Raw genomic sequence first — 21,473 nt, forward strand, 5'->3', positions numbered from 1 at the left:
CTCAGACCTCGAGGACCTGGCGCTTGTTGTAGGTGCCGCAGCTCGGGCACGCGATGTGCTGGAGCTTCGGCTCCTGGCAACGCTCACACGAAACCAGGGTGGGGACCGCAGCCTTCCACTGCGACCGGCGGTGGCGCGTGTTGCTGCGCGACATCTTCCGCTTCGGAACAGCCACGGCTACTTCTCCTGCTTCTCGGCGGCGCTCTGAACTCCGTCAGACGCAGTGCCGCTCATGTTGTCCTTCTCATCGCCCTGATCGGTGACGAGTCCCTGCAATGCCGCCCAACGGATGTCGACGGCGTCGTGGTGGTGCTCCGGGTCGTCGTTCAGGCTGAGCCCGCAGTCGGGGCACAGTCCGAGACAGTCCTCCCGGCACACCGGCTGCATCGGCAGTGCGAGCACCACCGCGTCCCGCAGCACGGGTTCGAGGTCGAACAAGCCGTCCTCGAGGAAGAGCGTGTCCTCGTCGTCCTCGGCGTCGTCGGCCGGCTCCGCCTTGGCGCGGCCCCGGTCGTCGGCGTCAGGGTACGAGAACATCTCCTGGAAGTCCGCCTTGAGCTCACGCTCGACGGTCTCCAGACACCTTACGCACTCCCCCGTCGCCGATGCACGGACGGTGCCTGTGACAAGCACCCCTTCCATGACCGACTCAAGGCGGAGGTTGAGCTTCAGCGGGGCGCCTTCCGGCACTCCGATGACGTCGACGAGACCGAAGTCCGCCGGCGCCTCGACCTCGCGGGACAGCCGCTGCATGGCACCAGGACGCCGGCCCAGCTCGTGCGTGTCGAACACGAGGGGGTTGCGGTGGTCGAGGCGGGTGTTCAGGGCCGTTCCTGCTTTCACAGATCGCTGAAGATCAAAGACGCTGCCGATGAAGAAGGAGCCCCTCAAGGGCAGCATGGATCGCGACGCATACGCGCGACCGAAGAGCCAGGATACCCGCCGCTTCGCTCTGAGCCCAATCCGGAGCTAGCGCCCCTGCTCGTACTGGCGCAGCTGGTCCAGGTTGATCATGCTCGTGTCGAAGAAGCCGGTCTCGTCGAGCGCCGGCTGCGGGACCGCGTGCGGCTGCCGGTAGGCCGCGTAGGGGTCGGGCTGTGGCGCGGCGTAGGGCGCGGCGTACGCCGCTCCGGTGGAGCCGGTGCCGGCGCCGGGGTAGGAGTGCGGCTGCTGGTGGTAGCCGGCGTACGGGTCCGGGTACGCGTAGCCGTCCTGCTGGGGCTGGACCTGGACCTGCGGCTGCGGCTGCGGGTAGGCCGCGTAGCCGCCGCCGTACGTGTCGTACGCGGGTTCCGGCGGTGCGGGCACCGGCAGCGGGCCGGCCCCGGGCGCCGGGTCCGCCAGGCCGGCCAGGAACTCCGCGTCGCTGGACGGGCGGGCCCCCTGGTTGCCGGCGGCGTCCTGGGCGGCCATGTGTGCCCCGAGGTCGTCGGTGGGCACCCGGCCCAGCAGTTTCCGGCGGCCCCGCCCGACGGCCTCCAGGGTCTTGGAGAGCACCGCCTCGAAGGTGGCCAGTTTCCGGTCGACGTACGCGTCCGCCTGCTCGCGCCGGACCTGCGGGTCGGAGCTGGGCTCGGGCGCCCCGCCGTCGTCGTGGCCGCTCCCGGCCGGGCCGGGGACGCGGCCGAGGAGCTTGTCGCGGCCCCGGCCCACCGAGTCGATGGTCTTGCTGAGCACGACCTCGAAGTTGGCGAGCTTGCTGTCGACGTAGTCGTCCGCCTCGGCCCGGATCTCGGCGGCCTCCCGGCGGGCCTCCGCCAGGATCCGGTCCGCCTCGCCCTGCGAGCCGCGGGCGACCTCGGTGTCGGAGATCAGCGAGCCGCGCTGGGCGTGGGCGGACTCGATGATGCGCTCCGCCTCCCGGCGGGCCTCCTCGACCATCTGCTCGCGCCCGCCGATCAGTTCCCGGGCCTGGGCGAGCGAGGCCGGCAGGGCCCGGCGTACGTCTTCGAGCTGCGCGAGGAGCTCCGCGCGGTTGATCACGCAGGAGGCCGACATCGGCATGGAGCGGGCGCCGCCCACGGCCGCGACGATCTCGTCCAGCTTCTTCTGTACGTCCATGGGGGGGCTCGCGCTCTCTCTGCCTCGGACTGACGAGACGACTGTAGGGCCACCGGACGGACGGGCGGGCCGTGCCGGAGAAGCCCGGCCCGCCCGCCTCGGGGTCACTTGGCGCGCAGTCGTTCGACCAGTGCCGCGTGGACGTGCGCGGGCAGCAGGTGGGCGACGTCGCCGCCCCACGCGGCGACCTCCTTGACCAGGGAGGACGACAGGAAGCTGTAGGTGGGGATGGTCGGTACGAACAGGGTCTCGACGCCCGAGAGGCCCATGTTCATCTGGGCCATCTGGAGCTCGTAGTCGAAGTCGCTGACCGCGCGCAGGCCCTTGACGATGGCCGGGATGTCCCGCTGCTTGCAGAAGTCGACGAGGAGTCCGTGGAAGGACTCGACCTCGACGTTGCCGTAGTCCGCCGTCGCCTCGCGGATCAGTTCGATCCGTTCCTCGACGGTGAACAGGCCCTTCTTCGACTGGTTGATCATCACGGCGACGTGCACGACGTCGTAGAGCCTGGAGGCGCGTCCGATGACGTCGAGGTGCCCGTTGTGGATGGGATCGAAGGACCCCGGACAGACGGCGCGGCGCAACTGAGCTCCCTCGTTCATGAGTCTTCGCTGGTGGAGGCGGCGCGGCCGTACCAGAGGGTGCCTTCGCCGTACTTGCGCGAACGCAGCGGCTCGAACCCCTCCGGCCACGGGAACGGACCGCTCCTCGTGCTGCGCTCCACGGTGACGAGCGCATCGCCGGTGAGCCAGCCATTGGCACGGAGTGTGAGGAGGATCTCCCCAAGATCGCCGTGCTCGACGGCGTACGGAGGGTCCAGGAAGACGATGTCGTACGGGTCCCCGGGCGCGGCGGCGGCCACGACCTGCTCGGCCTTGCCGGCCCGGAATTCGGCGCCGGGCAGCCCCAGGGTCCTGATGTTGTCCCGGATGGCCTTGGCGGCCTTGGCGTCGGCCTCGACCAGCAGGGTGTGGGCGGCGCCCCGGGAGAGCGCCTCCAGCCCGACGGCGCCGGAGCCGCCGTAGAGGTCGAGCACCCGGGAGCCGTCGACTCCGTGCAGGGACTCCCAGGTGGAGAAGAGCCCTTCGCGCATCCGGTCGGAGGTCGGGCGGGTGCCGGTGCCGGGCGGCACGGCCAGCCTCCGCCCGCCGGCGGTGCCGGCGATCACGCGGGTCATCTGGGGTCCTTCTCTGGGGCGGTCGGGGGAGGCCTGGCCTCCGGTCTGGCCTCCAACGATAGGCCGTGGCCCTCAGCCCTTCTCCAGGTACTGCTCCCGCTCCGTGTCCAGCAGGGCGTCGAGCGCGGTGCGCAGCCCCGGCAGGTGCTCCAGCTCGGGGTCGGCGGCGACCGCGCGCGTGGCCTCCTCGCGGGCCTGGGCGATGACCTCCTCGTCCTCGATGACGGCGAGCATGCGCAGCGAGGAGCGGACGCCGGACTGGGCCTGGCCGAGGACGTCGCCCTCGCGGCGCTGCTCCAGGTCGATCCGGGAGAGTTCGAAGCCGTCGAGGGTGGCGGCGACGGCGGCGAGCCGGGCGCGGGCGGGGCTGGCCTCGTGCATCTCGCTGACCAGCAGGCACAGGCCGGGGGCGGAGCCGCGGCCGACGCGGCCGCGCAGCTGGTGGAGCTGGGAGACGCCGAAGCGGTCCGCGTCCATGATCACCATGACGGTGGAGTTGGGGACGTTCACGCCGACTTCGATGACGGTGGTGGCGACCAGGACCTTGACCTCGCCGGCGGCGAAGCGGCGCATGACGTCGTCCTTGTCGGCGGGGTCCATCCGCCCGTGCAGGACTTCGACGGAGAGCCCGGCGAGGGGGCCGCGGGTGAGCTGTTCGGCGATCTCCAGGACGGCCAGCGGCGGCCGCTTCTCGGCCTCGTCCTCGGCGGAGGCCTTCTTCTTGTTCTTCGGGTCGTCCTCACCGTCGCCGATGCGCGGGCAGACGACGTACGCCTGGTGGCCGTTCTCCACCTCCTCGCGGACGCGCTCCCAGGCGCGGGCGAGGAAGTGCGGCTTGTCCTTGGCGGGCACGACGTGGGTGGCGATCGGGGAGCGGCCGGCGGGGAGCTGGTCGAGGACGGAGGTCTCCAGGTCGCCGAAGACGGTCATGGCGACGGTGCGCGGGATGGGGGTGGCCGTCATGACCAGCAGGTGCGGGGGCTGCTTGCCCTTGGAGCGCAGGGCGTCGCGCTGTTCGACGCCGAAGCGGTGCTGCTCGTCCACGACGACGAGGCCGAGGTCGTGGAACTGGACCTTGTCCTCGATGAGGGCGTGGGTGCCGATGACGATGCCGGCCTCGCCGGTGACCAGGTCGAGGAGGGCCTGACGGCGGGCGGCGGTGCCCATGGAGCCGGTGAGCAGGACCACCTTGGTGCCCTGGTCGGAGCCGCCGAGCATGCCTCCTTCGGCGAGCTCGCCCATCATCTCGGTGATCGAGCGGTGGTGCTGCTGGGCGAGCACCTCGGTGGGGGCGAGCATCGCGGCCTGTCCGCCGGAGTCGACGACGGCGAGCATGGCCCGCAGGGCGACCATCGTGTTGTGCGTGACGGTGAAGTTGTCGGTCACATAGGCGTGGCTCCGGTGCTCGACGCTGATGCACTGGACCGGCTTGGTGCCGGCGTACTCCACAGCCCGAATACCCCGCCGAAAGGTGTGGTACTTCGGCCTCGGCCGCATGCGTGCCGCCTTGCGGGGCAGCCGGAACGGCTCGAACTCCTCGGACAAGACGACAGAGACGTTGAAGGCCGCCTTCTCGGGCAGCACGCGAGCGCGTCCGCCAAGGGACCGCACCAGCCAGGCCACATCCTGCGCCAACCGGAGGGAGGCGGAGCGGAACGAAATGCTCATTCCGTCCGCGTGAAGCGTACCGGCCGTGTCCATGAGCCCTTGGAGGACTGCCAGGCGGTCCTTGACCGACGCGTTCTTGTAGACGTCCGGGACGAACTGGTCGTGTGAGGTCGCACCCCACAGCCCCAGGTCGCGAGCCGCCTGGATGACGGGATTCCGCCGGGCGCCGCCCCTCGGCCCGCTCGTTCGGATCGTGTGGTCGCAGCGGCTTCCGGGAACCGCGGCCACCTCGCAGTCCGGGGCCACCGCAGCCTCGACCGCGGCCAGGATCTCCGCGTCCGCGGTGGACAGCCTCAGGTTGTGCCGGAACGAACCGTCACCGATGAGAACGCCCATCACGTATGGATCAAGTGGCGGGTGGTCACCGTTCCCGAGGTCCACGGGGACGGCTACCGGCAGGTACCACTTGGAAGACCCGTTGGCCTGGTGCAGGTCCGCCCGGATCTCACTCGTCGTCATCACCTTGGGCTCCTCGCCCCGGTGCCACCCACAGCTGGTGCCGACGATCCACAGGTGTTCGTCGTCGCACTCGACCGTGCTCCCGTCCGAAAGCACCACCCGCCACACGTGGCGTTCTCCCTGAGGGAAAACGCCCCCGACGAGTGCGATCTCACCGGTTGGCACCACCACCTCGTCCCCGGCCTCGATATCGCCCATCGCTCGGAAGCCCGCTGGTGTCAGCACCAGTGAGTCGAGAGGCTGGGCCTTGCCCGATCCGACCTCGCCCTGGAGGAGGCGGTGCATGGGGTGGCTGGTGGCGAGGTCGTCGAAGATCTCCTGGGAGACGGTCTGCTGGCCTTCGGTGAGGGTGAAGGGCAGTTTCGCGTCGAAGGCGTCGAGGAGGCCGCCGGGGGCGGCGCGGCGGGCGACGGCCGGGAGCTGGGAGTCGGCGTGCCGGCGGCGGGCCAGGGCGACCTGGAGGACGAAGGCCTCGTCCCACTTCAGGCGCCGGCGGGCGTCCTCGATGTCGGCCTTGGCGGCGGGCCGGTGGATCTTGAGGAGTGCCTCGGTGAGGGGGACGAGTCCGCGGCCCTCGCGCAGGGCGGGCGGAAGCGGGTCCACGGCCTCCTGGGCGCGGGGCAGTACCGCGTCCACGCACTTGGCGATCTTCCAGGACTCCAGTTTGGCGCAGGCCGGGTAGATCGGGATCAGCTGGTTGGCGAAGGCGGTGGCGGCGTCCCGGTCGGAGGCGTCGCCGCCGAGGGGTTCGTACGCGGGGTGCGCGAGCTGGAGCTTGTGGTTGAAGCGGGAGACCTTGCCGGCGAACATCGCGCGGCTGCCGGGCAGCAGCTCCTTGTGCGGCTTGTGGACGCCCGCGCCGAAGAAGACCAGCTGGAGGCGGCCGCTGCCGTCGGTGATGGTGACTTCGAGGCGCTTCCCGCCGCCGCGGCTGCCCTGGTAGGTCAGCAGGCGGGCGTCGGCGACCTGGGCGACGACGGTGACGTGCTCGTCGAGCTGGTCGGCGAGGTCCGCCAGCGAGGTCAGCTCGCCGCGCTCCGCGTACCGCCGGGGGTAGTGGTGGAGCAGGTCCAGGGCCGTGTGCAGGCCGAGCTGCTCGGCCAGCACCTTGGCGGTGGCTGGGCCGAGGGTCTTCTTGAGGTCTTCGTCGAGCGCGGGCACGTGTTCCATTGCACACCATCGGGCTGACAAGCCGGCTATTCGACTCCGATGAGCAGGGGCGCCGAGTACCTGCCGCCGCGGTAGGTGACGGTGTCGACGGCGAGGTGGGAGTGCTGGACGTACTCCTCCAGGCGCGCGGCGAGGGCGTCCGGCACCTCGGGCCCCAGGACGAGGGTGACCAGTTCGCCGCCGGAGCCGAGCATGCGTTTGAGCACCGCCTCGGCGGTCTCGGGCAGGCCCGCGCCGATGACGGCGACGTCGCCGTCGATGAGGCCGAGGACGTCCCCGGCCTGGCAGATCCCGGCGGAGGTGAAGGACTGCCGTTCGGCGACGGCCAGTTCCCCGTAGCGGGTGGCACCGGCGGCGGCGGTCATGGCGACGACGTCCTCGTCGAAGCTGCCGTCCGGGTCGTGCACGGCGAGGGCGGCCAGGCCCTGGACGGCGGAGCGGGTGGGGATCACGGCGACCCGCACCCCTTCGGCGCGGGCCTGCTCGGCGGCGGCCGCGGCGGTGGCGCGCAGCTCGGGGCCGCCGGGCAGCAGGACGACCTCGCGGGCGTGGGCCCGGCGGACGGCGTCGAGCAGGTCGGCGGCGGCGGGCTGTTCCCCGGGGCGGACCAGGACGGTGGTGGCTCCGGCCTCGCCGCACAGGGCGGCCAGCCCCTCGCCCGGGACGACGGCGACGACGGCCCGCTGGGCGCGGGGGGCGGCGGCGCGGCGGCGCTGGTCGCCGAAGTGGGTGATGCGGATCCGGTACGGCCGGCCGGCCTCGACCCCGGCCTCGACGGCCGCGCCGGGGTCGTCGACGTGCACGTGGACGTTCCACAGGCCGTCGCCGCCGACCACCACCAGGGAGTCGCCGAGCCCGTCGAGGCGCTCGCGCAGCCGCGCGACGGCCTCGTCGGAGGCGTCCAGCAGGTAGACCACCTCGTACGCGGGGCCGCCCTGTTCCCGGTCGCAGGGCTCCGGGTCCAGCGGTACGGGTACGGGCACGGCGGGGCCGCGTACGGGCTCGGCGGCGGGTTCCTGCCCGGACAGGGCCTGCCACAGGGCGCCGAGTACGGCGACCAGTCCGCAGCCCCCGGCGTCGACGACCCCGGCCTTCCCGAGCACGGGCAGCTGGCCCGGGGTTTCGGCGAGGGCGGCGCGGGCCCCGTCGTAGGCGGCCCGGGCGACCTCGGCGGCGGTGGCGGCGGCGGTGCCGGCGGCGGCCCCGGCCCGGGCGGCGGCGCCGGCGACGGTGAGCATGGTGCCCTCGACCGGGTGCGCGACGGCCCGGTAGGCCTCCTCGGCGGCGCGGGTCAGGGCCCGGGCGAGCAGCGGGCCCGGGGCGCGGTCGGCGGGGGCTGCGGGGTGATCGGGGTCTTCCGGGGCGGCGCCGAGGACGTCGGCGACGCCGCGCAGCAGCTGGGCGAGGATGGTCCCGGAGTTGCCCCGGGCGCCTATGAGGGCGCCGTGCGCGTAGGCGCGTACCGCGTCGGCGAGGGAGGCGGGTCCGGCTGTGCGGTCCGTCACGCCGGCGAGGGACGCGTCGAGGGCGCGGTCGGCGGCCTCGGCGGTGAGGTAGAGGTTGGTTCCGGTGTCGGCGTCCGCGACCGGGTAGACGTTGATCGCGTCGATGTCCTCGCGGGCCCGGCCCAGTGCGGCCAGGGCCAGCGAGCTCCAGGTGCGCACCGCTTCGGCGTCGAGGGTGTGCGGGCCAGGCTCGTGCGCCACCGGGCGTTCCTCCTTGTGCGGGCCAGGGTTCACCGCAGGGTAACGAAGGGAGCCCTCCGCTCGGGGGCCCCGGGGCGGGGCCGGGCCCCGTCATGGTAGTTTTCTCGGACCCAAGCAGTCGTTGTATGCTGCTCAGGTTGCCCGTCGAGAGTCGGGTCATTCGTCCGGCAAGCCACTTCAGATCTCTGATTCCGGTGTGCCGGATTCCACCGTAATTGCATCTGAAGTCTTGGAGTGACCTGTGGCTGCCAACTGCGACGTTTGCGCCAAGGGGCCGAGCTTCGGCAACAACATCTCCCACTCGCACCGCCGCACCTCGCGTCGCTGGAACCCGAACATCCAGCGCGTCCGTGCCGTGGTCAATGGGACGCCGAAGCGCCTCAACGCCTGCACCTCGTGCATCAAGGCCGGCAAGGTCTCGCGCTGACGCCTCCCGTCGTCGTAGCGCAGCCCTTTCCGGTTGCCAAGAAGGCCGGTTCACCTCTGGTGAACCGGCCTTTTGCCTTGTCCGGGGCGGGGACCACCCCTCAACGTTGAAGTGCGCTCAGCGCCGCCACCGCCAGGCGTGGTCGACCGGGCCGATGCCCGAGCCGAGGGCGAATCCGGCGGCGATGGCGCCGGTGACGTACTCCTTGGCCGCCTTGACGGCCGCCGGGACGGTCAGGCCCTTGGCCAGGCCCGCCGCGATCGCGCTGGCGAGCGTGCAGCCGGTGCCGTGGGTGTGCCGGTTGTCGTGCCGGGGCGCCCGCAGCCACAGCTCCTGGGAACCGTCGCTCAGCAGGTCCACGGCCTCGTCGCCGTGCGCGGCGAGGTGGCCGCCCTTGATCAGCGCCCAGCGGGGGCCGTGGGCGAGGATCGCGTCCGCGGCCCGCCGCATGTCGTCCTCGGTCTCCACGGCCAGCCCCGTGAGCTGGGCCACCTCGTCCAGGTTCGGTGTCGCCACCGTGGCCCGGGGCAGCAGCTCCTGGCGTACGGCGTCCAGCGCCGAGGCGGCGAGCAGCGCGTCCCCGTGCTTGGAGACCCCCACGGGGTCCACCACGGCCGGGGCCGGGGTGCCGGCGAGCAGTTCGGCGACGGTCTCCACCAGTACGGCGGAGGACAGCATCCCGGTCTTGACGGCCCGCACGCCGATGTCGTCCACCACGGCCCGGTACTGGGCCCTGACGGCCTCGGCGGGGAGCTCCCAGGCCCCCTGCACGCCGACGGAGTTCTGGGCGGTCACGGCGGTGATCACGCTCATGCCGTGCACGCCGAGGGCCAGCATCGTCTTGAGGTCGGCCTGGATGCCCGCGCCGCCGCCGGAGTCGGATCCGGCGACGGTCAGGCACAGCGGCGGGGCGGCCCCGGCGACGCTCACGGGGTCTCCCCGTCGGCCGGGTCGGCGCCGAAGTGGTCCCAGCCGCCGGTGCTGGTCCACGGGGCGCCGTCCACGGTCACCTGGGGCAGCGCGGAGCGGTGCTGGACGGACCCGATGACCTTCCAGCGGGCCGGGAGCTTCACGTCGGGCGGGAAGGTGGCCACGATGGCGTGGTCCTCTCCCCCCGTGAGCACCCACTGGAGCGGGTCCACTCCGACGGCCTGGCCGATGTCGTGCATCTGGGTCGGGATGTCCACGGCGGCCGAGCGCAGGTCGATCCGGACGTGGCTGGCCTCGGCGATGTGCCCGAGGTCGGCGATCAGGCCGTCGCTGACGTCGGTCATGGCGGTGGCGCCGAGTCCGGCGGCGGCGGGACCGGCGTGGTAGGGCGGTTCGGGGCGCCGGTGCGCCTCGACGAAGGCCCGCGGGGAGCGGAAGCCGCGCGAGAGCACCGCGAAGCCGGCCGCGGACCAGCCGAGCCAGCCGGTGACGGCCACGACGTCCCCGGGCTGGGCGCCGGAGCGCAGCACGGGCTCGTGGTTGCGCAGGTCCCCGAGGGCGGTGATGGAGACGGTGATGGTGTCGCCGCGGACGACGTCCCCGCCGACCACGGCGGCGCCCGCGACCTGGCATTCGTCGCGGATGCCGTCCATCAGTTCGGTGGGCCAGGTGACCGGCAGCTCGGCCGGGACGACGAGACCGAGCAGCAGCGCGGTGGGCACGGCGCCCATGGCGGCGATGTCGGCCAGGTTCTGCGCGGCGGCCTTGCGGCCGACGTCGTAGGCGGTGGACCAGTCGCGGCGGAAGTGCCTGCCCTCGAGCAGGATGTCCGTGCTGGCCACGACCCGCCGGTCGGGGGCCGACACCACCGCGGCGTCGTCGCCGGGTCCGAGCCGGACCGCCGGGGTGGTGGTGAGCCGTGAGGTGAGCTCCCGAATGAGCCCGAACTCCCCCAGCTCGCCCACAGTGCCCTTCATCGCTGTGCCCCTTCTTGGCAAGTCCGCTTGCGGTCGCGAGCCGTCACAGCTCTGGGTACCGTCAACAGATACGTCAACTTCTGCTCTGCGTACGCCCCGCTGTGCGTGGCGCCGGGCCCCCGGGTCTCCCCGTGGCACGCGGCGACGCGGTACCGTGGCGTCCCTTCTTCCCCGGGCCCGCCCGATGTCCCCGGGCCCATCCGAAGGTTAGGGGAAATGATCCTCGTGGCCGCCCTGGAGGTTCCGTGGTACAGGCGTACATCCTCATCCAGACCGAGGTGGGCAAGGCGTCGGTCGTCGCCGAGTCCATCTCCAAGATCGCGGGGGTGATCCAGGCCGAGGACGTGACGGGGCCGTACGACGTGATCGTGCGCGCCCAGGCCGACACCGTCGACGATCTCGGCCGCATGGTGGTCGCCAAGGTCCAGCAGGTGGAGGGGATCACCCGCACCCTGACCTGCCCGGTGGTCCATCTGTAGCCCCCGTCTAGTCTTGGCCGGTGATGTCTTCGCACCACCGGCCCCTCCGTCTACTGGCCCCGTCCGCCCTGGTGGCGGTCCTGGCCCTGGCGGGCTGTGCCCCCGGGGCCTCCGAGGCCCGGGTGACACCGCCGCCCGCGCCGCCCGCCGGCGTCGCGGGGCTCTGTGCGGCGCTGCACGGCGAGCTCCCGGGGACGGTGTCCGGTCTGGACCGGTCCGTCACCGAACCGGAGTCGGATCTGACCGCCGCGTGGGGCGGCTCGGCGATCGTACTGCGGTGCGGTATCCCCAGGCCCCCCAAGATGGCCGATCCCAAGGCGGACGGCGTCGAGGTCAACGGCGTCGGCTGGCTGGTGGAGCAGCCCCCGGAGGGCGGCCTCCGGTTCACCACCACGGGCCGGCTGGCCTACACGGAGGTGTGGATCGACAAGGAGCATGCCACGGACGCGAGCATGCTCGTCGGTCTGTCCGCGGCCGTGGCCGCCTCGGTCCCGGCCGGCATCTCCTCGTACTGATCCGCCCGCCCCGCGCACACCGCCGCCCGCTGGGATCGCTCCCAGCGGGCGGTCGGCCGTACGGGTCCGGGCGGCGTCAGCGCAGCCCGGTGGAGCGCCGCAGCGCCGCCTGGATCAGGCGGTCCACCAGCTCCTGGTACTCGATGCCGGACTCCTGCCACATCCGCGGGTACATCGAGATCGGCGTGAAACCGGGCATGGTGTTGATCTCGTTGATGACGAAGGTGCCGTCTTCGGTCAGGAAGAAGTCGGCGCGCACCAGGCCCTCGCACGAGGCCGCCTCGAAGGCCTCGATCGCGAGCCGCTGCACCTCGGCGGTCTGCTCCGCGGTGAGCGGGGCGGGGACGAGCCCGGCGGCGGAGTCGATGTACTTCGCCTCGAAGTCGTAGAAGTCGTGGCTGGAGACCGGCGGGATCTCCGCGGGCGCGCTGGCGCGCGGCCCGTCCTCGAACTCCAGGACGCCGCACTCGATCTCGCGGCCGCGCAGCAGCGCCTCCACGATGACCTTCGGGTCGTGGCGGCGGGCCTCGCGGATCGCCGCGTCGAGCCCGGAGGCGTCGTCGACCTTGGTGATGCCGATGGAGGAGCCGGCCCGGGCGGGCTTGATGAACAGCGGCCAGCCGTGCTCGGCGGCGAAGTCCAGGACCTTCGCCTTCGCGGCGTCGTGGCCGGCCTCCCACTCGCGGGGGCGGATGGTGACGTACGGGCCGACGTTCAGCCCGAACGACGTGAACACCCGCTTCATGTAGTCCTTGTCCTGGCCGACGGCCGAGGCGAGGACGCCGGAGCCGACGTACGGGATCCCGGAGAGCTCCAGGAGGCCCTGGAGGGTGCCGTCCTCGCCGTAGGGGCCGTGCAGGACGGGGAAGACGACGTCGACCTCGCCCAGGGCCTTGGGGACGGCACCCGGCTCGGTGTAGACGACCTCGCGGCTGGCGGGGTCCACGGGGAGTACGACGGTGCCGTCCGGGGACTCCGCCAGCGCCTCGACGCTGGGGAGCTGCCGGTCCGCGATGGCCATGCGCTCGGGGGCGTCGGCGGTCAGGGCCCACCGGCCGTCCGTGGTGATGCCGATGGGCAGCACCTCGTACTTGGCACGGTCGATGGAGCGCAGCACCGCGCCCGCCGTGACGACCGAGATGGCGTGTTCCGAGCTGCGGCCGCCGAACACGACGGCCACACGGGGCTTGCGGCCCTGCTGCTCAGGGGTCTGGGGGAGGTTCTCGCTGCTCATATCGCCACGAGGGTACCCGCTCAAGCGTCCGGAAAGGTGTCAGCGGCGTTCCGGTTTGGCACTGCGCCCCATCAGTTCCTTCAGGGCGACCAGCGGGGGCTTGCCGTGGTGGACGATGTCGACCACGGTGTCGGTGATCGGCATGTCCACTCCGTACCGCCCTGCCAGATCTGCCACGGACTGACAGGACTTGACCCCTTCCGCGGTCTGGCTGGTGACCGCGATGGTCTCCTCCAGGGTCATCCCGCGGCCCAGGTTGGTGCCGAAGGTGTGGTTGCGGGAGAGCGGCGAGGAGCAGGTGGCGACGAGGTCGCCGAGGCCGGCGAGGCCGGAGAAGGTGAGCGGGTCGGCGCCCATCGCCAGGCCCAGGCGGGTCGCTTCGGCGAGGCCGCGGGTGATGAGGGAGCCCTTGGTGTTGTCGCCGAGGCCCATGCCGTCCGCGATGCCGACGGCCAGGCCGATGACGTTCTTGACGGCGCCGCCCAGTTCGCAGCCGATGACGTCGGTGCTGGTGTACGGGCGGAAGTACGGGGTGTGGCAGGCGGCCTGGAGGCGCTGGGCCACGGCCTCGTCCACGCAGGCGACGACGGAGGCGGCGGGCTGGCGGGCGACGATCTCGCGGGCCAGGTTGGGGCCGGTGACGACGGCGACGCGCTCGGCGGGGACCTTGGCGACCTCCTCGATGACCTCGCTCATCCGCTTGGCGCTGCCGAGTTCGATGCCCTTCATCAGGGAGACGAGGACGGTGTCGGGCGCCAGCAGCGGGGCCCATCCGGCCAGGTTGGCGCGCAGGGTCTGGGAGGGGACGGACAGCACGGTGAAGTCGGCGCCGCGGGCGGCCTCGGCCGGGTCGGTGGTGGCGCGCAGGTTCGCCGGGAGCTCCACACCGGGGAAGTAGTCCGGGTTGGCGCGGCCGGTGTTGATGGCGTCGGCCACCTCCGGGCGGCGGGCCCACAGCGTCACTTCACAGCCGGCGTCGGCGAGCACCATGCCGAAGGCGGTGCCCCAGGAACCGCTTCCGAAGACGGCCGCCTTCACGGGACGCGTCACTTCTTGCCCTCCCCCGCGGCCTTGCGCCGCTGTTCCGCCCTGGCCTTGCGGTGGTCGTACGGTTCTTCGGGTGCCTGCTGGCCCCGCAGCTCCTCCAGGAGCCGGGTGATGTCGGCCATGATGGCCTCGGTGGCGCCCTTGAGGACGTCCGGCGTGGGCTCGCGGTCGTAGAAGGCCGAGAGGTCCACGGGCGGTCCGGCGAGCACCTGGAGGGTCTTGCGCGGGAACAGCCGGACCTTGTTCTCCTTGGCGTAGGGCGGCATCGCGAGATTCGCGCCCCACTGCGCCACGGGAATGACGGGCGCCTTGGTGATCAGTGCCACGCGGGCGACACCGGTCTTGCCGGCCATCGGCCACATCTCCGGGTCCCGGGTGAGGGTGCCTTCCGGGTAAAAGGCGACGCATTCACCGCGCTCGACCGCGTCGACGGCGGACCGGAATGCGTCCAGGGCGTTGGTGGTCTCGCGGTAGACGGGGATCTGTCCGGATCCGCGCAGGATCATGCCGACGAATGGGACCTTGAAGAGCCCCGCCTTGGCGAGCAAACGCGGCACCCGGCCGGTGTTGTACTGGAAGTGCGCGTAGGAGAGCGGGTCCAGATACGAGTTGTGATTGACGGCGGTGATAAACCCGCCGTCGGCCGGAATGTGCTCCATTCCCCGCCAGTCCCGCTTGAAGAGCACTACCAGCGGCGGTTTTGCGATGACCGCCGCCAGGCGGTACCAGAAGCCGATTCTGCGGCGGGACACTCGGACACCTTCCTCTAGGACCCGGTGCGGGGGTGTACCTCCCAGCGGCGGCTGGGGGAGCTTGGGCACCTTGTGGGCCGGACAAGTGTCGCTTCGGGTCCGGCCTCTGTCGAGGACACCGTACGCCCCGCTCGCACCACGAGGCCCCCCTGCGGCCGCTCGGGGGCGACAATGGGCCGAGTGATGACCGGGTCATGACCTGCCGATGGGTCGGGCGGGTGCCGCAGCGCACCGGAGGGAAGGGGTCCGCCACGAACGCCGTATGGAGCCTGGTGGTCCCGCTGAAGCCCCTGGCGCTGGCCAAGAGCCGTCTCGCGGCGGCCGTGGGCGCGTCCCGGCCGGGGCTCGCGCTGGCCTTCGCCCAGGACACCGTGGCGGGGGCGCTGGCCTGCGCTTCGGTCACGGATGTGGTGGTCGTCACGGACGACGCGGTGGCGGGGGCGGAGCTGAGGCGGCTGGGGGCGAGGATCCTGCCGGACGCCCCCGGAGCGGGGCTCAACGCCGCGCTGAGCCACGGGGCCAGGGCGGTGCGGGCGGGGCGTCCCGGGTCGCCGGTGGCGGCGATGAACGCGGACCTCCCGGCGCTGCGCCCGCCGGAATTGCTACGTGTGCTCGATACCGCGGCGCATTTTCCGCGGGCATTTCTGGCGGATGCCGCGGGAATCGGCACGACCCTGCTTTCCGCGGGTCCGGACGTGGAATTGGCACCTTCGTTCGGCGGCCCCTCCCGGGCCCGGCATTCGGCCTCCGGAGCGGTGGAAATAGGCCTCGCGGACGTGGAGAGCGTACGGCGCGACGTGGACACGGGGGCGGACCTGCGGACGGCCCTGGCCCTCGGGGTGGGGAGACACACGGCCCGATACAGTTCCCGTATGCAGGCGACCGCGTACACGTACGACTCCCAGACCCGCAGCGGCAGTGTGCTGCTGGACGACGGCACCCCGGTGCCCTTCGAGACCGCGGCCTTCGACGCGGGCGGCCTGCGGCTGCTGCGGCCGGGGCAGCGGGTCCGGATCGAGACGGACGGCGAGGGCCCGTCCCTGCGCATCACGCTGGTGACCCTGCAGACCTTCTGAGAGCTCCGTCGGACCCTCCAACAGGCCTCTGACCTGCGAAGAACGCACCGCGGGCCGGCCTCCCCAAGTGGGGAAGCCGGCCCGGCGTGTGTGACCCGGTCCCTTACTTCTTGCGGGCGGTGGTCTTCTTCGCGGTGGCCTTGCGCGTCGCCGTCTTCTTGGCGGGCGCCTTCGTCGCGGTGGCCTTCTTGGCCGCCGGGGCGGTCTTCTTCGCGGTGGCGGTGGTCTTCTTGGCCGCCGTCGCCGTCTTCTTGGCGGGAGCGGCCTTCTTGGCCGTGGTGGCCGTGGCCTTCTTGGCGACCGTGGTCTTCGCCGCGGTCTTCTTGACGGTCGTCGCGGCCTTCTTCGCGACGGCCTTCTTCGCCACGGTCTTCTTCGCGGCCGTGGTCTTCGCGGCGGCCTTCTTCGCCGTGGTGGCCTTCTTCGCGGCGGCCTTCTTGACCGTGGCGGAAGCGCCGCCGGTCAGGCTGCCCTTCGGGGCCTTCTTCACGGCGACCTCGTCGCCCTTGGGGAGCTTCTTGGTGCCGCTGACCAGGTCCTTGAAGCCCTGACCCGCGCGGAAACGGGGGACGGAGGTCTTCTTGACCCGGACGCGCTCACCCGTCTGCGGGTTGCGGGCGTAGCGGGCCGGGCGGTCGACCTTCTCGAACGAGCCGAAGCCCGTGACCGAGACCCGGTCGCCCGCGACGACCGCGCGGACCATGGCGTCCAGTACCGCGTCGACGGCGTCCGCGGCCTGCTGGCGGCCGCCCAGCTTGTCGGCAATCGCTTCTACGAGCTGCGCCTTGTTCACGTCTTCCCCTTCGGAGACATCGCCAGAACGAATGTGTTCAAGCTTATTTCGCACGTTAGGCGGATATATACCGCAAATCAAACACGAAACGGGCTAATCACCCTAGTGCCGCAACGATGTAGGCCGTTACGGAGTTCCTTCGCATCAGTCGCCTTCAGGGAATCGACCCTCGTCGAGGTCCTTCATCAACCTGTCCAGGCGCCTTGCCGCGTCGGCGAGATCGTGCTTCGCCGCGGCAGTGACGACCAACAGCTTCCGGGACAGCGCCATCCTTACGCCCTCCGGGACTTGCAGTGCGCGCACCCTTGTGTGTGCTTCTTTCAACCGGTCCGCGACGAGTTCGTAGAGCTCGAGTTGACTGTCGCGTTCCATGCACAGATTGTGCCATCTGGGGCGAGTTGTCGCCTCAGGGGGCCTCAACATACGGCTGTGCCCCCCGCCTGAAGGCGGGGGGCACAGTGTTGTCGATGTGATCACCCGAGGGTGAATAAGCGCTGATCAGACAGGAATCAGTGCCGAATCGTGCGCGGCTTGAAGGCCGGGCGGACGCTTTCGTACGCGGCGATGTCGGCTTCGTTCTGAAGGGTGAGCGAGATGTCGTCCAGACCCTCCAGCAGACGCCAGCGCGCGTTGTCGTCGAGCTCGAACTCCGCCTCGACGCCCTCGGCTCGGACCTTGCGGTCGACCAGGTCGACGGTGATCTCGGCGGTGGGGTCGGCCTCGGTCAGCTCCCACAGCCGGTCGACGGTCTCCTGGGGCAGGACGACGGTCAGCAGACCGTTCTTCAGCGAGTTGCCGCGGAAGATGTCGGCGAAGCGGGAGGAGATGACCGTCTTGAAGCCGAAGTTCTGCAGGGCCCAGACGGCGTGTTCGCGGGAGGAGCCGGTGCCGAAGTCGGGGCCGGCGACGAGCACGGTCGCACCCGCCCGCTCGGGGCGGTTGGTGACGAACTCCGGGTCCTTGCGCCAGGCCTCGAAGAGCCCGTCCTCGAACCCGTCGCGGGTGATCTTCTTCAGCCAGTGGGCGGGGATGATCTGGTCGGTGTCGACGTTGCTGCGGCGCAGCGGAACGGCCCGGCCGGTGTGGGTGGTGAAGGCTTCCATGGCTCAGACTCCGGCGGTGGCGTTGGCGTCGGACAGGTCGGCGGGCGAGGCCAGATGGCCCAGCACCGCGGTGGCGGCGGCCACCTGCGGGGAGACCAGGTGGGTGCGCCCGCCCTTGCCCTGCCGGCCCTCGAAGTTGCGGTTGGAGGTGGACGCGGAACGCTCACCGGGGGCCAGTTGGTCCGGGTTCATGCCCAGGCACATCGAGCAGCCCGCGTGCCGCCACTCGGCGCCGGCCTCCTTGAAGACCTTGTCCAGCCCCTCTTCCACGGCCTGCAGCGCGACCCGGACCGAGCCCGGGACGACCAGCATCCGTACGCCGTCGGCGACTTTGCGGCCCTCGATGATCCCGGCGACGGCGCGCAGGTCCTCGATGCGGCCGTTGGTGCAGGAACCTACGAAGACGGTGTCGACCTTGATCTCGCGCAGCGGCTGTCCGGCCGTCAACCCCATGTACTCCAGGGCCTTTTCGGCCGCCAGGCGCTCCGAAGCGTCCTCGTACGAAGCCGGGTCGGGGACGCTGGCCGACAGCGGAGCGCCCTGGCCCGGGTTGGTGCCCCAGGTGACGAACGGCGACAGCGAGGCGCCGTCGATGACGACCTCGGCGTCGAAGACGGCGTCGTCGTCGGTGCGCAGCGTCTTCCAGTAGGCGACCGCCGCGTCCCAGTCCTCACCCTCGGGGGCGTGGTCACGGCCCTGCAGGTAGTCGAAGGTGGTCTGGTCGGGGGCGATCATGCCCGCGCGGGCGCCGGCCTCGATCGACATGTTGCAGATGGTCATGCGGGCTTCCATCGAGAGCTTCTCGACGGCCTCGCCGCGGTACTCCAGGATGTAGCCCTGGCCGCCTCCGGTGCCGATCTTGGCGATGATCGCCAGGATCAGGTCCTTGGCGGTGACGCCTTCGGCCAGCTCACCGGTGACGGTGATCGCCATCGTCTTCGGGCGGGCCAGCGGCAGCGTCTGGGTGGCCAGCACGTGCTCGACCTGGCTGGTGCCGATGCCGAAGGCCAGGGCGCCGAAGGCACCGTGCGTGGACGTGTGGGAGTCGCCGCAGACCACGGTCGTGCCCGGCTGGGTCAGGCCCAGCTGCGGTCCCACGACGTGGACGACACCCTGCTCCACGTCACCCAGCGAGTGCAGGCGGACACCGAACTCGGCGCAGTTCTTGCGCAGCGTCTCCAGCTGGGCCCGGGAGACCGGGTCGGCGATCGGCTTGTCGATGTCGAGGGTGGGGGTGTTGTGGTCCTCGGTCGCGATGGTGAGGTCCAGGCGGCGGACCTTGCGGCCGGCCTGGCGCAGACCGTCGAAGGCCTGCGGGCTGGTCACCTCGTGCAGCAGGTGGAGATCAATGAAGAGGAGATCGGGCTCGCCCTCGGCGCGCCGGACGACATGGTCGTCCCAGACCTTCTCCGCGAGTGTCCTACCCATCGCTCTTTCCCTCCGGCCGGCCGGTTGGGCCGGCGCTTCTTAGAGATCTGGTGCGCCTGACCGCCCCGCTACCCCACGTGCGGAACGGCGGCTCGGACCCAGTGGTTCGTGGACCCGCACATACAGACTCGCTCGTTCTTGGAAAATTTGAACTTGCGTTTCACAGTGTGAGACGTGAATATCGTTTCATGGACAACTCTAGCGGCGTCGGCGTTCTCGACAAGGCAGCTCTGGTATTGAGCGCACTGGAGTCCGGTCCGGCCACCCTCGCCGGGCTGGTCGCGGCGACAGGGCTCGCACGACCCACGGCACATCGCCTGGCCGTGGCACTGGAACACCACCGGATGGTGGCGAGGGACATGCAGGGCCGGTTCATCCTCGGTCCGCGGCTGGCAGAGCTTGCCGCCGCGGCCGGCGAGGACCGCCTGCTGGCGACGGCCGGACCGGTGCTCACGCACCTCCGTGACGTGACGGGCGAGAGCGCGCAGCTCTACCGTCGTCAGGGCGACATGCGCATCTGCGTGGCGGCCGCCGAGCGGCTGTCGGGCCTGCGGGACACCGTCCCGGTGGGCTCCACCCTCCCGATGAAGGCGGGATCGGCCGCGCAGATCCTGATGGCCTGGGAAGAGCCCGAGCGGCTCCACCGCGGCCTCCAGGGCGCGCGTTTCACGGCCACGGCCCTGTCCGGCGTACGGCGCCGCGGCTGGGCCCAGTCGATCGGCGAGCGGGAGCCCGGCGTGGCGTCCGTCTCGGCGCCCGTACGCGGCCCCTCCAACCGCGTGGTGGCCTCCGTGTCGGTCTCCGGGCCGATCGAGCGCCTGACCCGCCACCCGGGGCGCATGCACGCCCAGGCCGTCATAGACGCGGCCGCCCGTCTGACGGAGGCCCTGCGCCGCTCCGGCTGAGCACCTCCCGGTCGCAGACCTCCACCACACACCCCCCGGGCCCGGGGGCGCGTACGACGCCGCACACGTCCGAACTCGCGCCTCCGGGCCCGCACTTGTACCCCGCACCCGGCAGCCCGGCCGAGGAGCGGAAACACGGAAGAGGCCCTCCGCGATGATCGCGGAGGGCCTCTCCTCTTGTACCCCCGACCGGATTCGAACCGGCGCTACCGCCTTGAGAGGGCGGCGTGCTAGGCCGCTACACAACGGGGGCTAGCTTTACTGCGGTACTGCGCTGGGCTACCAGGACTCGAACCTAGAATAAGGGAACCAGAAACCCTCGTGTTGCCAATTACACTATAGCCCAATGGTCTAGACCTGCCAGACCTTGGTACCCCCGACCGGATTCGAACCGGCGCTACCGCCTTGAGAGGGCGGCGTGCTAGGCCGCTACACAACGGGGGCCCTAGCGATCCTGCATCAAGATCTCCGGGAGCGACCCTGGAGATCCCGCGGGAAGGATCTGTACCCCCGACCGGATTCGAACCGGCGCTACCGCCTTGAGAGGGCGGCGTGCTAGGCCGCTACACAACGGGGGCAAAGCACTGCGTTACTACTGCACTGCGCTGGGCTACCAGGACTCGAACCTAGAATAAGGGAACCAGAAACCCTCGTGTTGCCAATTACACTATAGCCCACCGAACTTCAAGCCCCTGGGGGCCTTTCGTTTGGTTGGCGCCTTCGGTTTCCGGCCTTTCGGCCCGTCTCCCCGGCGCAGAAAGAACATTACCGGATGCCTGACCGTGCTCCAAAACGGGTATCCACGGCCAGCAGCCCGGGCAGCCGGTCGAGCCCCTCGATCCTGTGTACGCCCCCGGGTCCGGGCCCCCGGCCGCCCGCCCGGTCGAGCCAGACGGCCGTCAGCCCGGCGTCCCGCGCGCCCCGCGCGTCGATCTCCGGCTGGTCCCCCACGTACGCCACCTCGCCCGGCGGCAGCCCCAGCGCCCCGCAGGCGGCCCGGAAGGCGGCGGCGTCGGGCTTGCTCACGCCCAGCTCGGCGGCGCACACCAGCACCTCGAAGCGGTCGCGCAGCCCGAGGTGGCGCAGCTTGGGGTCCTGGTTGGCCTCGGAGGAGTTGGAGAGCACGCCGTGCCGGTGGGTGCGGGCGAGGGCGTCCAGGGCGGGCAGGACGTCCGGGAAGAGCACCCAGGCGGCCTTGTAGTGCTCGACGTAGCGGTCGAACCACTCGTCGGCCTGCGCGGCCGTCATGGCGGGCCGGCCGAGGAAGTCCCGCACCCTGTCCTGCCGCTGGCCCTGGAAGGTGACCTCGCCGGCGGAGAAGCGCGCCCAGTGCAGCTCAGTGAGCCTGCGCCAGAGGGCCAGCGCCTCGGGCGGGGATCCGTAGTGCTCCCCGAGCCCCTCGTCGCGCAGCTGGGCGGCCAGGCCGGCCGCATCGGCCCCCGTGTAGTCGAACAGGGTGTCGTCGATGTCCCACAGCACTGCGCGGATCGGCATGCCGCCGAGCCTACGCCGGGGCGGCGTCCCGCGGAGGGCGGTCGGGGAAGTCCGCGGGGGACGCGTCACCGC

At 71.4% G+C, this 21,473-nt stretch carries 21 protein-coding genes, 5 tRNA genes and 1 pseudogene; 5 read left to right on the forward strand and 22 right to left on the reverse strand.

From position 1 onward, the window contains the following. Position 1 precedes the first annotated feature (1 nt). From rpmF to AC069X_RS27645, 7 genes are all read right to left on the reverse strand, one after another. Positions 2-175 (reverse strand): 50S ribosomal protein L32, encoded by a 174-nt coding sequence (gene rpmF, locus AC069X_RS27615; RefSeq protein ID WP_003965982.1) that lies wholly within the window; start codon positions 173-175, stop codon positions 2-4. A gap of 2 nt (positions 176-177) precedes the next feature. Next, positions 178-825, reverse strand: coding sequence for a YceD family protein (locus AC069X_RS27620; RefSeq protein WP_478732578.1), 648 nt, complete (start codon positions 823-825; stop codon positions 178-180). 144 nt (positions 826-969) lie between these two features. Then, positions 970-2,061 carry a DivIVA domain-containing protein gene (locus tag AC069X_RS27625; protein WP_478732521.1) on the reverse strand — a complete coding sequence of 364 codons (1,092 nt, stop codon included), beginning with the start codon at positions 2,059-2,061 and terminating at the stop codon, positions 970-972. Positions 2,062-2,165: 104 nt separating this feature from the next. After that, entirely contained in the window at positions 2,166-2,645 is a 480-nt protein-coding gene (gene coaD / locus AC069X_RS27630) for a pantetheine-phosphate adenylyltransferase (protein WP_478732580.1), read from the reverse strand. A 14-nt stretch (positions 2,646-2,659) separates the two neighbouring features. Continuing rightward, positions 2,660-3,238, reverse strand: a complete 579-nt coding sequence (gene rsmD, locus AC069X_RS27635; RefSeq protein WP_478732523.1) for a 16S rRNA (guanine(966)-N(2))-methyltransferase RsmD — start codon at positions 3,236-3,238, stop codon at positions 2,660-2,662. 72 nt (positions 3,239-3,310) lie between these two features. Continuing rightward, positions 3,311-6,535, reverse strand: a complete 3,225-nt coding sequence (locus AC069X_RS27640) for a helicase-related protein (protein ID WP_478732525.1) — start codon at positions 6,533-6,535, stop codon at positions 3,311-3,313. Positions 6,536-6,561: 26 nt separating this feature from the next. Continuing rightward, the gene (locus AC069X_RS27645; RefSeq protein WP_478732527.1) at positions 6,562-8,241 is read right to left on the reverse strand and encodes a DAK2 domain-containing protein; all 1,680 of its coding nucleotides are present in this window, start codon (positions 8,239-8,241) and stop codon (positions 6,562-6,564) included. Between the two features lie 241 nt (positions 8,242-8,482). Between AC069X_RS27645 and rpmB the strand changes: the two genes are divergently transcribed. After that, complete coding sequence (rpmB, locus tag AC069X_RS27650) at positions 8,483-8,668, forward strand: 50S ribosomal protein L28 (protein ID WP_007266795.1); 186 nt, start codon at positions 8,483-8,485, stop codon at positions 8,666-8,668. Between the two features lie 117 nt (positions 8,669-8,785). Here the strand turns inward: rpmB and thiD are convergent, their stop codons facing one another. Beyond that, positions 8,786-9,598 (reverse strand): bifunctional hydroxymethylpyrimidine kinase/phosphomethylpyrimidine kinase, encoded by an 813-nt coding sequence (gene thiD, locus AC069X_RS27655; RefSeq protein WP_478732529.1) that lies wholly within the window; start codon positions 9,596-9,598, stop codon positions 8,786-8,788. Then, the gene (locus tag AC069X_RS27660) at positions 9,595-10,575 is read right to left on the reverse strand and encodes a thiamine-phosphate kinase (RefSeq protein WP_478732531.1); all 981 of its coding nucleotides are present in this window, start codon (positions 10,573-10,575) and stop codon (positions 9,595-9,597) included. The genes thiD and AC069X_RS27660 overlap by 4 nt, the downstream gene beginning before the upstream one ends. A gap of 245 nt (positions 10,576-10,820) precedes the next feature. On the opposite strand from AC069X_RS27660, the gene AC069X_RS27665 reads away from it, so the two are divergent. Together AC069X_RS27665 and AC069X_RS27670 are read left to right on the forward strand one after the other, a co-directional pair. Then, positions 10,821-11,054 (forward strand): Lrp/AsnC ligand binding domain-containing protein, encoded by a 234-nt coding sequence (locus AC069X_RS27665; protein WP_007266792.1) that lies wholly within the window; start codon positions 10,821-10,823, stop codon positions 11,052-11,054. Positions 11,055-11,077: 23 nt separating this feature from the next. Then, positions 11,078-11,569 (forward strand): DUF3515 domain-containing protein, encoded by a 492-nt coding sequence (locus AC069X_RS27670; protein ID WP_478732533.1) that lies wholly within the window; start codon positions 11,078-11,080, stop codon positions 11,567-11,569. A 76-nt stretch (positions 11,570-11,645) separates the two neighbouring features. Here the strand turns inward: AC069X_RS27670 and AC069X_RS27675 are convergent, their stop codons facing one another. From AC069X_RS27675 to AC069X_RS27685, 3 genes are read right to left on the reverse strand one after another with little or no spacing between them, the layout of a single operon-like run. Further along, a complete protein-coding gene (locus tag AC069X_RS27675; RefSeq protein WP_478732551.1) occupies positions 11,646-12,803 on the reverse strand; it encodes a D-alanine--D-alanine ligase family protein in 1,158 nt (385 codons plus the stop codon). A gap of 39 nt (positions 12,804-12,842) precedes the next feature. Next, entirely contained in the window at positions 12,843-13,853 is a 1,011-nt protein-coding gene (locus AC069X_RS27680) for an NAD(P)H-dependent glycerol-3-phosphate dehydrogenase (RefSeq protein WP_478732553.1), read from the reverse strand. Further along, positions 13,850-14,602, reverse strand: a complete 753-nt coding sequence (locus tag AC069X_RS27685; RefSeq protein ID WP_478732555.1) for a lysophospholipid acyltransferase family protein — start codon at positions 14,600-14,602, stop codon at positions 13,850-13,852. Before AC069X_RS27685 ends, AC069X_RS27680 begins: the two co-directional genes overlap by 4 nt. A 194-nt stretch (positions 14,603-14,796) precedes the next feature. On the opposite strand from AC069X_RS27685, the pseudogene cofC reads away from it, so the two are divergent. Then, positions 14,797-15,471: pseudogene (gene cofC, locus AC069X_RS27690) on the forward strand (2-phospho-L-lactate guanylyltransferase); the annotation flags it as partial. A gap of 310 nt (positions 15,472-15,781) precedes the next feature. Here the strand turns inward: cofC and AC069X_RS27695 are convergent. The 4 genes from AC069X_RS27695 to leuC form a co-directional block, all read right to left on the reverse strand. Further along, positions 15,782-16,471 (reverse strand): HU family DNA-binding protein, encoded by a 690-nt coding sequence (locus AC069X_RS27695; protein WP_478732557.1) that lies wholly within the window; start codon positions 16,469-16,471, stop codon positions 15,782-15,784. A gap of 144 nt (positions 16,472-16,615) precedes the next feature. Continuing rightward, entirely contained in the window at positions 16,616-16,843 is a 228-nt protein-coding gene (locus AC069X_RS27700) for an SCO5555 family protein (protein ID WP_079429951.1), read from the reverse strand. Positions 16,844-16,980: 137 nt separating this feature from the next. Then, complete coding sequence (gene leuD / locus AC069X_RS27705) at positions 16,981-17,574, reverse strand: 3-isopropylmalate dehydratase small subunit (RefSeq protein ID WP_478732559.1); 594 nt, start codon at positions 17,572-17,574, stop codon at positions 16,981-16,983. Between the two features lie 3 nt (positions 17,575-17,577). Then, positions 17,578-19,002, reverse strand: coding sequence for a 3-isopropylmalate dehydratase large subunit (gene leuC, locus AC069X_RS27710; RefSeq protein WP_478732561.1), 1,425 nt, complete (start codon positions 19,000-19,002; stop codon positions 17,578-17,580). Between the two features lie 188 nt (positions 19,003-19,190). On the opposite strand from leuC, the gene ndgR reads away from it, so the two are divergent. Next, complete coding sequence (ndgR, locus tag AC069X_RS27715) at positions 19,191-19,907, forward strand: IclR family transcriptional regulator NdgR (RefSeq protein WP_007266782.1); 717 nt, start codon at positions 19,191-19,193, stop codon at positions 19,905-19,907. Positions 19,908-20,087: 180 nt separating this feature from the next. Here the strand turns inward: ndgR and AC069X_RS27720 are convergent. The 6 genes from AC069X_RS27720 to AC069X_RS27745 form a co-directional block, all read right to left on the reverse strand. Then, positions 20,088-20,160 (reverse strand) — tRNA-Glu (locus AC069X_RS27720). A 21-nt stretch (positions 20,161-20,181) separates the two neighbouring features. Beyond that, positions 20,182-20,253, reverse strand: a tRNA-Gln gene (locus tag AC069X_RS27725). Between the two features lie 22 nt (positions 20,254-20,275). Then, positions 20,276-20,351 (reverse strand) — tRNA-Glu (locus tag AC069X_RS27730). A 61-nt stretch (positions 20,352-20,412) separates the two neighbouring features. After that, positions 20,413-20,485: transfer RNA gene (locus AC069X_RS27735), tRNA-Glu, on the reverse strand. A gap of 27 nt (positions 20,486-20,512) precedes the next feature. Beyond that, positions 20,513-20,584: transfer RNA gene (locus AC069X_RS27740), tRNA-Gln, on the reverse strand. A gap of 88 nt (positions 20,585-20,672) precedes the next feature. Next, entirely contained in the window at positions 20,673-21,401 is a 729-nt protein-coding gene (locus tag AC069X_RS27745) for an HAD family hydrolase (protein ID WP_478732564.1), read from the reverse strand. Positions 21,402-21,473 lie beyond the last annotated feature (72 nt).

It is taken from the genome of Streptomyces sp. NPDC043896 (assembly GCF_056435605.1).

Bases quoted from the DNA above. Each gene is read 5' to 3' on its own strand.
- AC069X_RS27625 (WP_478732521.1), bottom strand. From the start codon at position 2,061: ATGGACGTACAGAAGAAGCTGGACGAGATCGTCGCGGCCGTGGGCGGC.
- rsmD (WP_478732523.1), bottom strand. From the start codon at position 3,238: ATGACCCGCGTGATCGCCGGCACCGCCGGCGGGCGGAGGCTGGCCGTG.
- AC069X_RS27640 (WP_478732525.1), bottom strand. From the start codon at position 6,535: ATGGAACACGTGCCCGCGCTCGACGAAGACCTCAAGAAGACCCTCGGC.
- AC069X_RS27660 (WP_478732531.1), bottom strand. From the start codon at position 10,575: ATGAAGGGCACTGTGGGCGAGCTGGGGGAGTTCGGGCTCATTCGGGAG.
- AC069X_RS27670 (WP_478732533.1), top strand. From the start codon at position 11,078: ATGTCTTCGCACCACCGGCCCCTCCGTCTACTGGCCCCGTCCGCCCTG.
- AC069X_RS27675 (WP_478732551.1), bottom strand. From the start codon at position 12,803: ATGAGCAGCGAGAACCTCCCCCAGACCCCTGAGCAGCAGGGCCGCAAG.
- AC069X_RS27700 (WP_079429951.1), bottom strand. From the start codon at position 16,843: ATGGAACGCGACAGTCAACTCGAGCTCTACGAACTCGTCGCGGACCGG.
- leuD (WP_478732559.1), bottom strand. From the start codon at position 17,574: ATGGAAGCCTTCACCACCCACACCGGCCGGGCCGTTCCGCTGCGCCGC.
- leuC (WP_478732561.1), bottom strand. From the start codon at position 19,002: ATGGGTAGGACACTCGCGGAGAAGGTCTGGGACGACCATGTCGTCCGG.
- ndgR (WP_007266782.1), top strand. From the start codon at position 19,191: ATGGACAACTCTAGCGGCGTCGGCGTTCTCGACAAGGCAGCTCTGGTA.
- AC069X_RS27745 (WP_478732564.1), bottom strand. From the start codon at position 21,401: ATGCCGATCCGCGCAGTGCTGTGGGACATCGACGACACCCTGTTCGAC.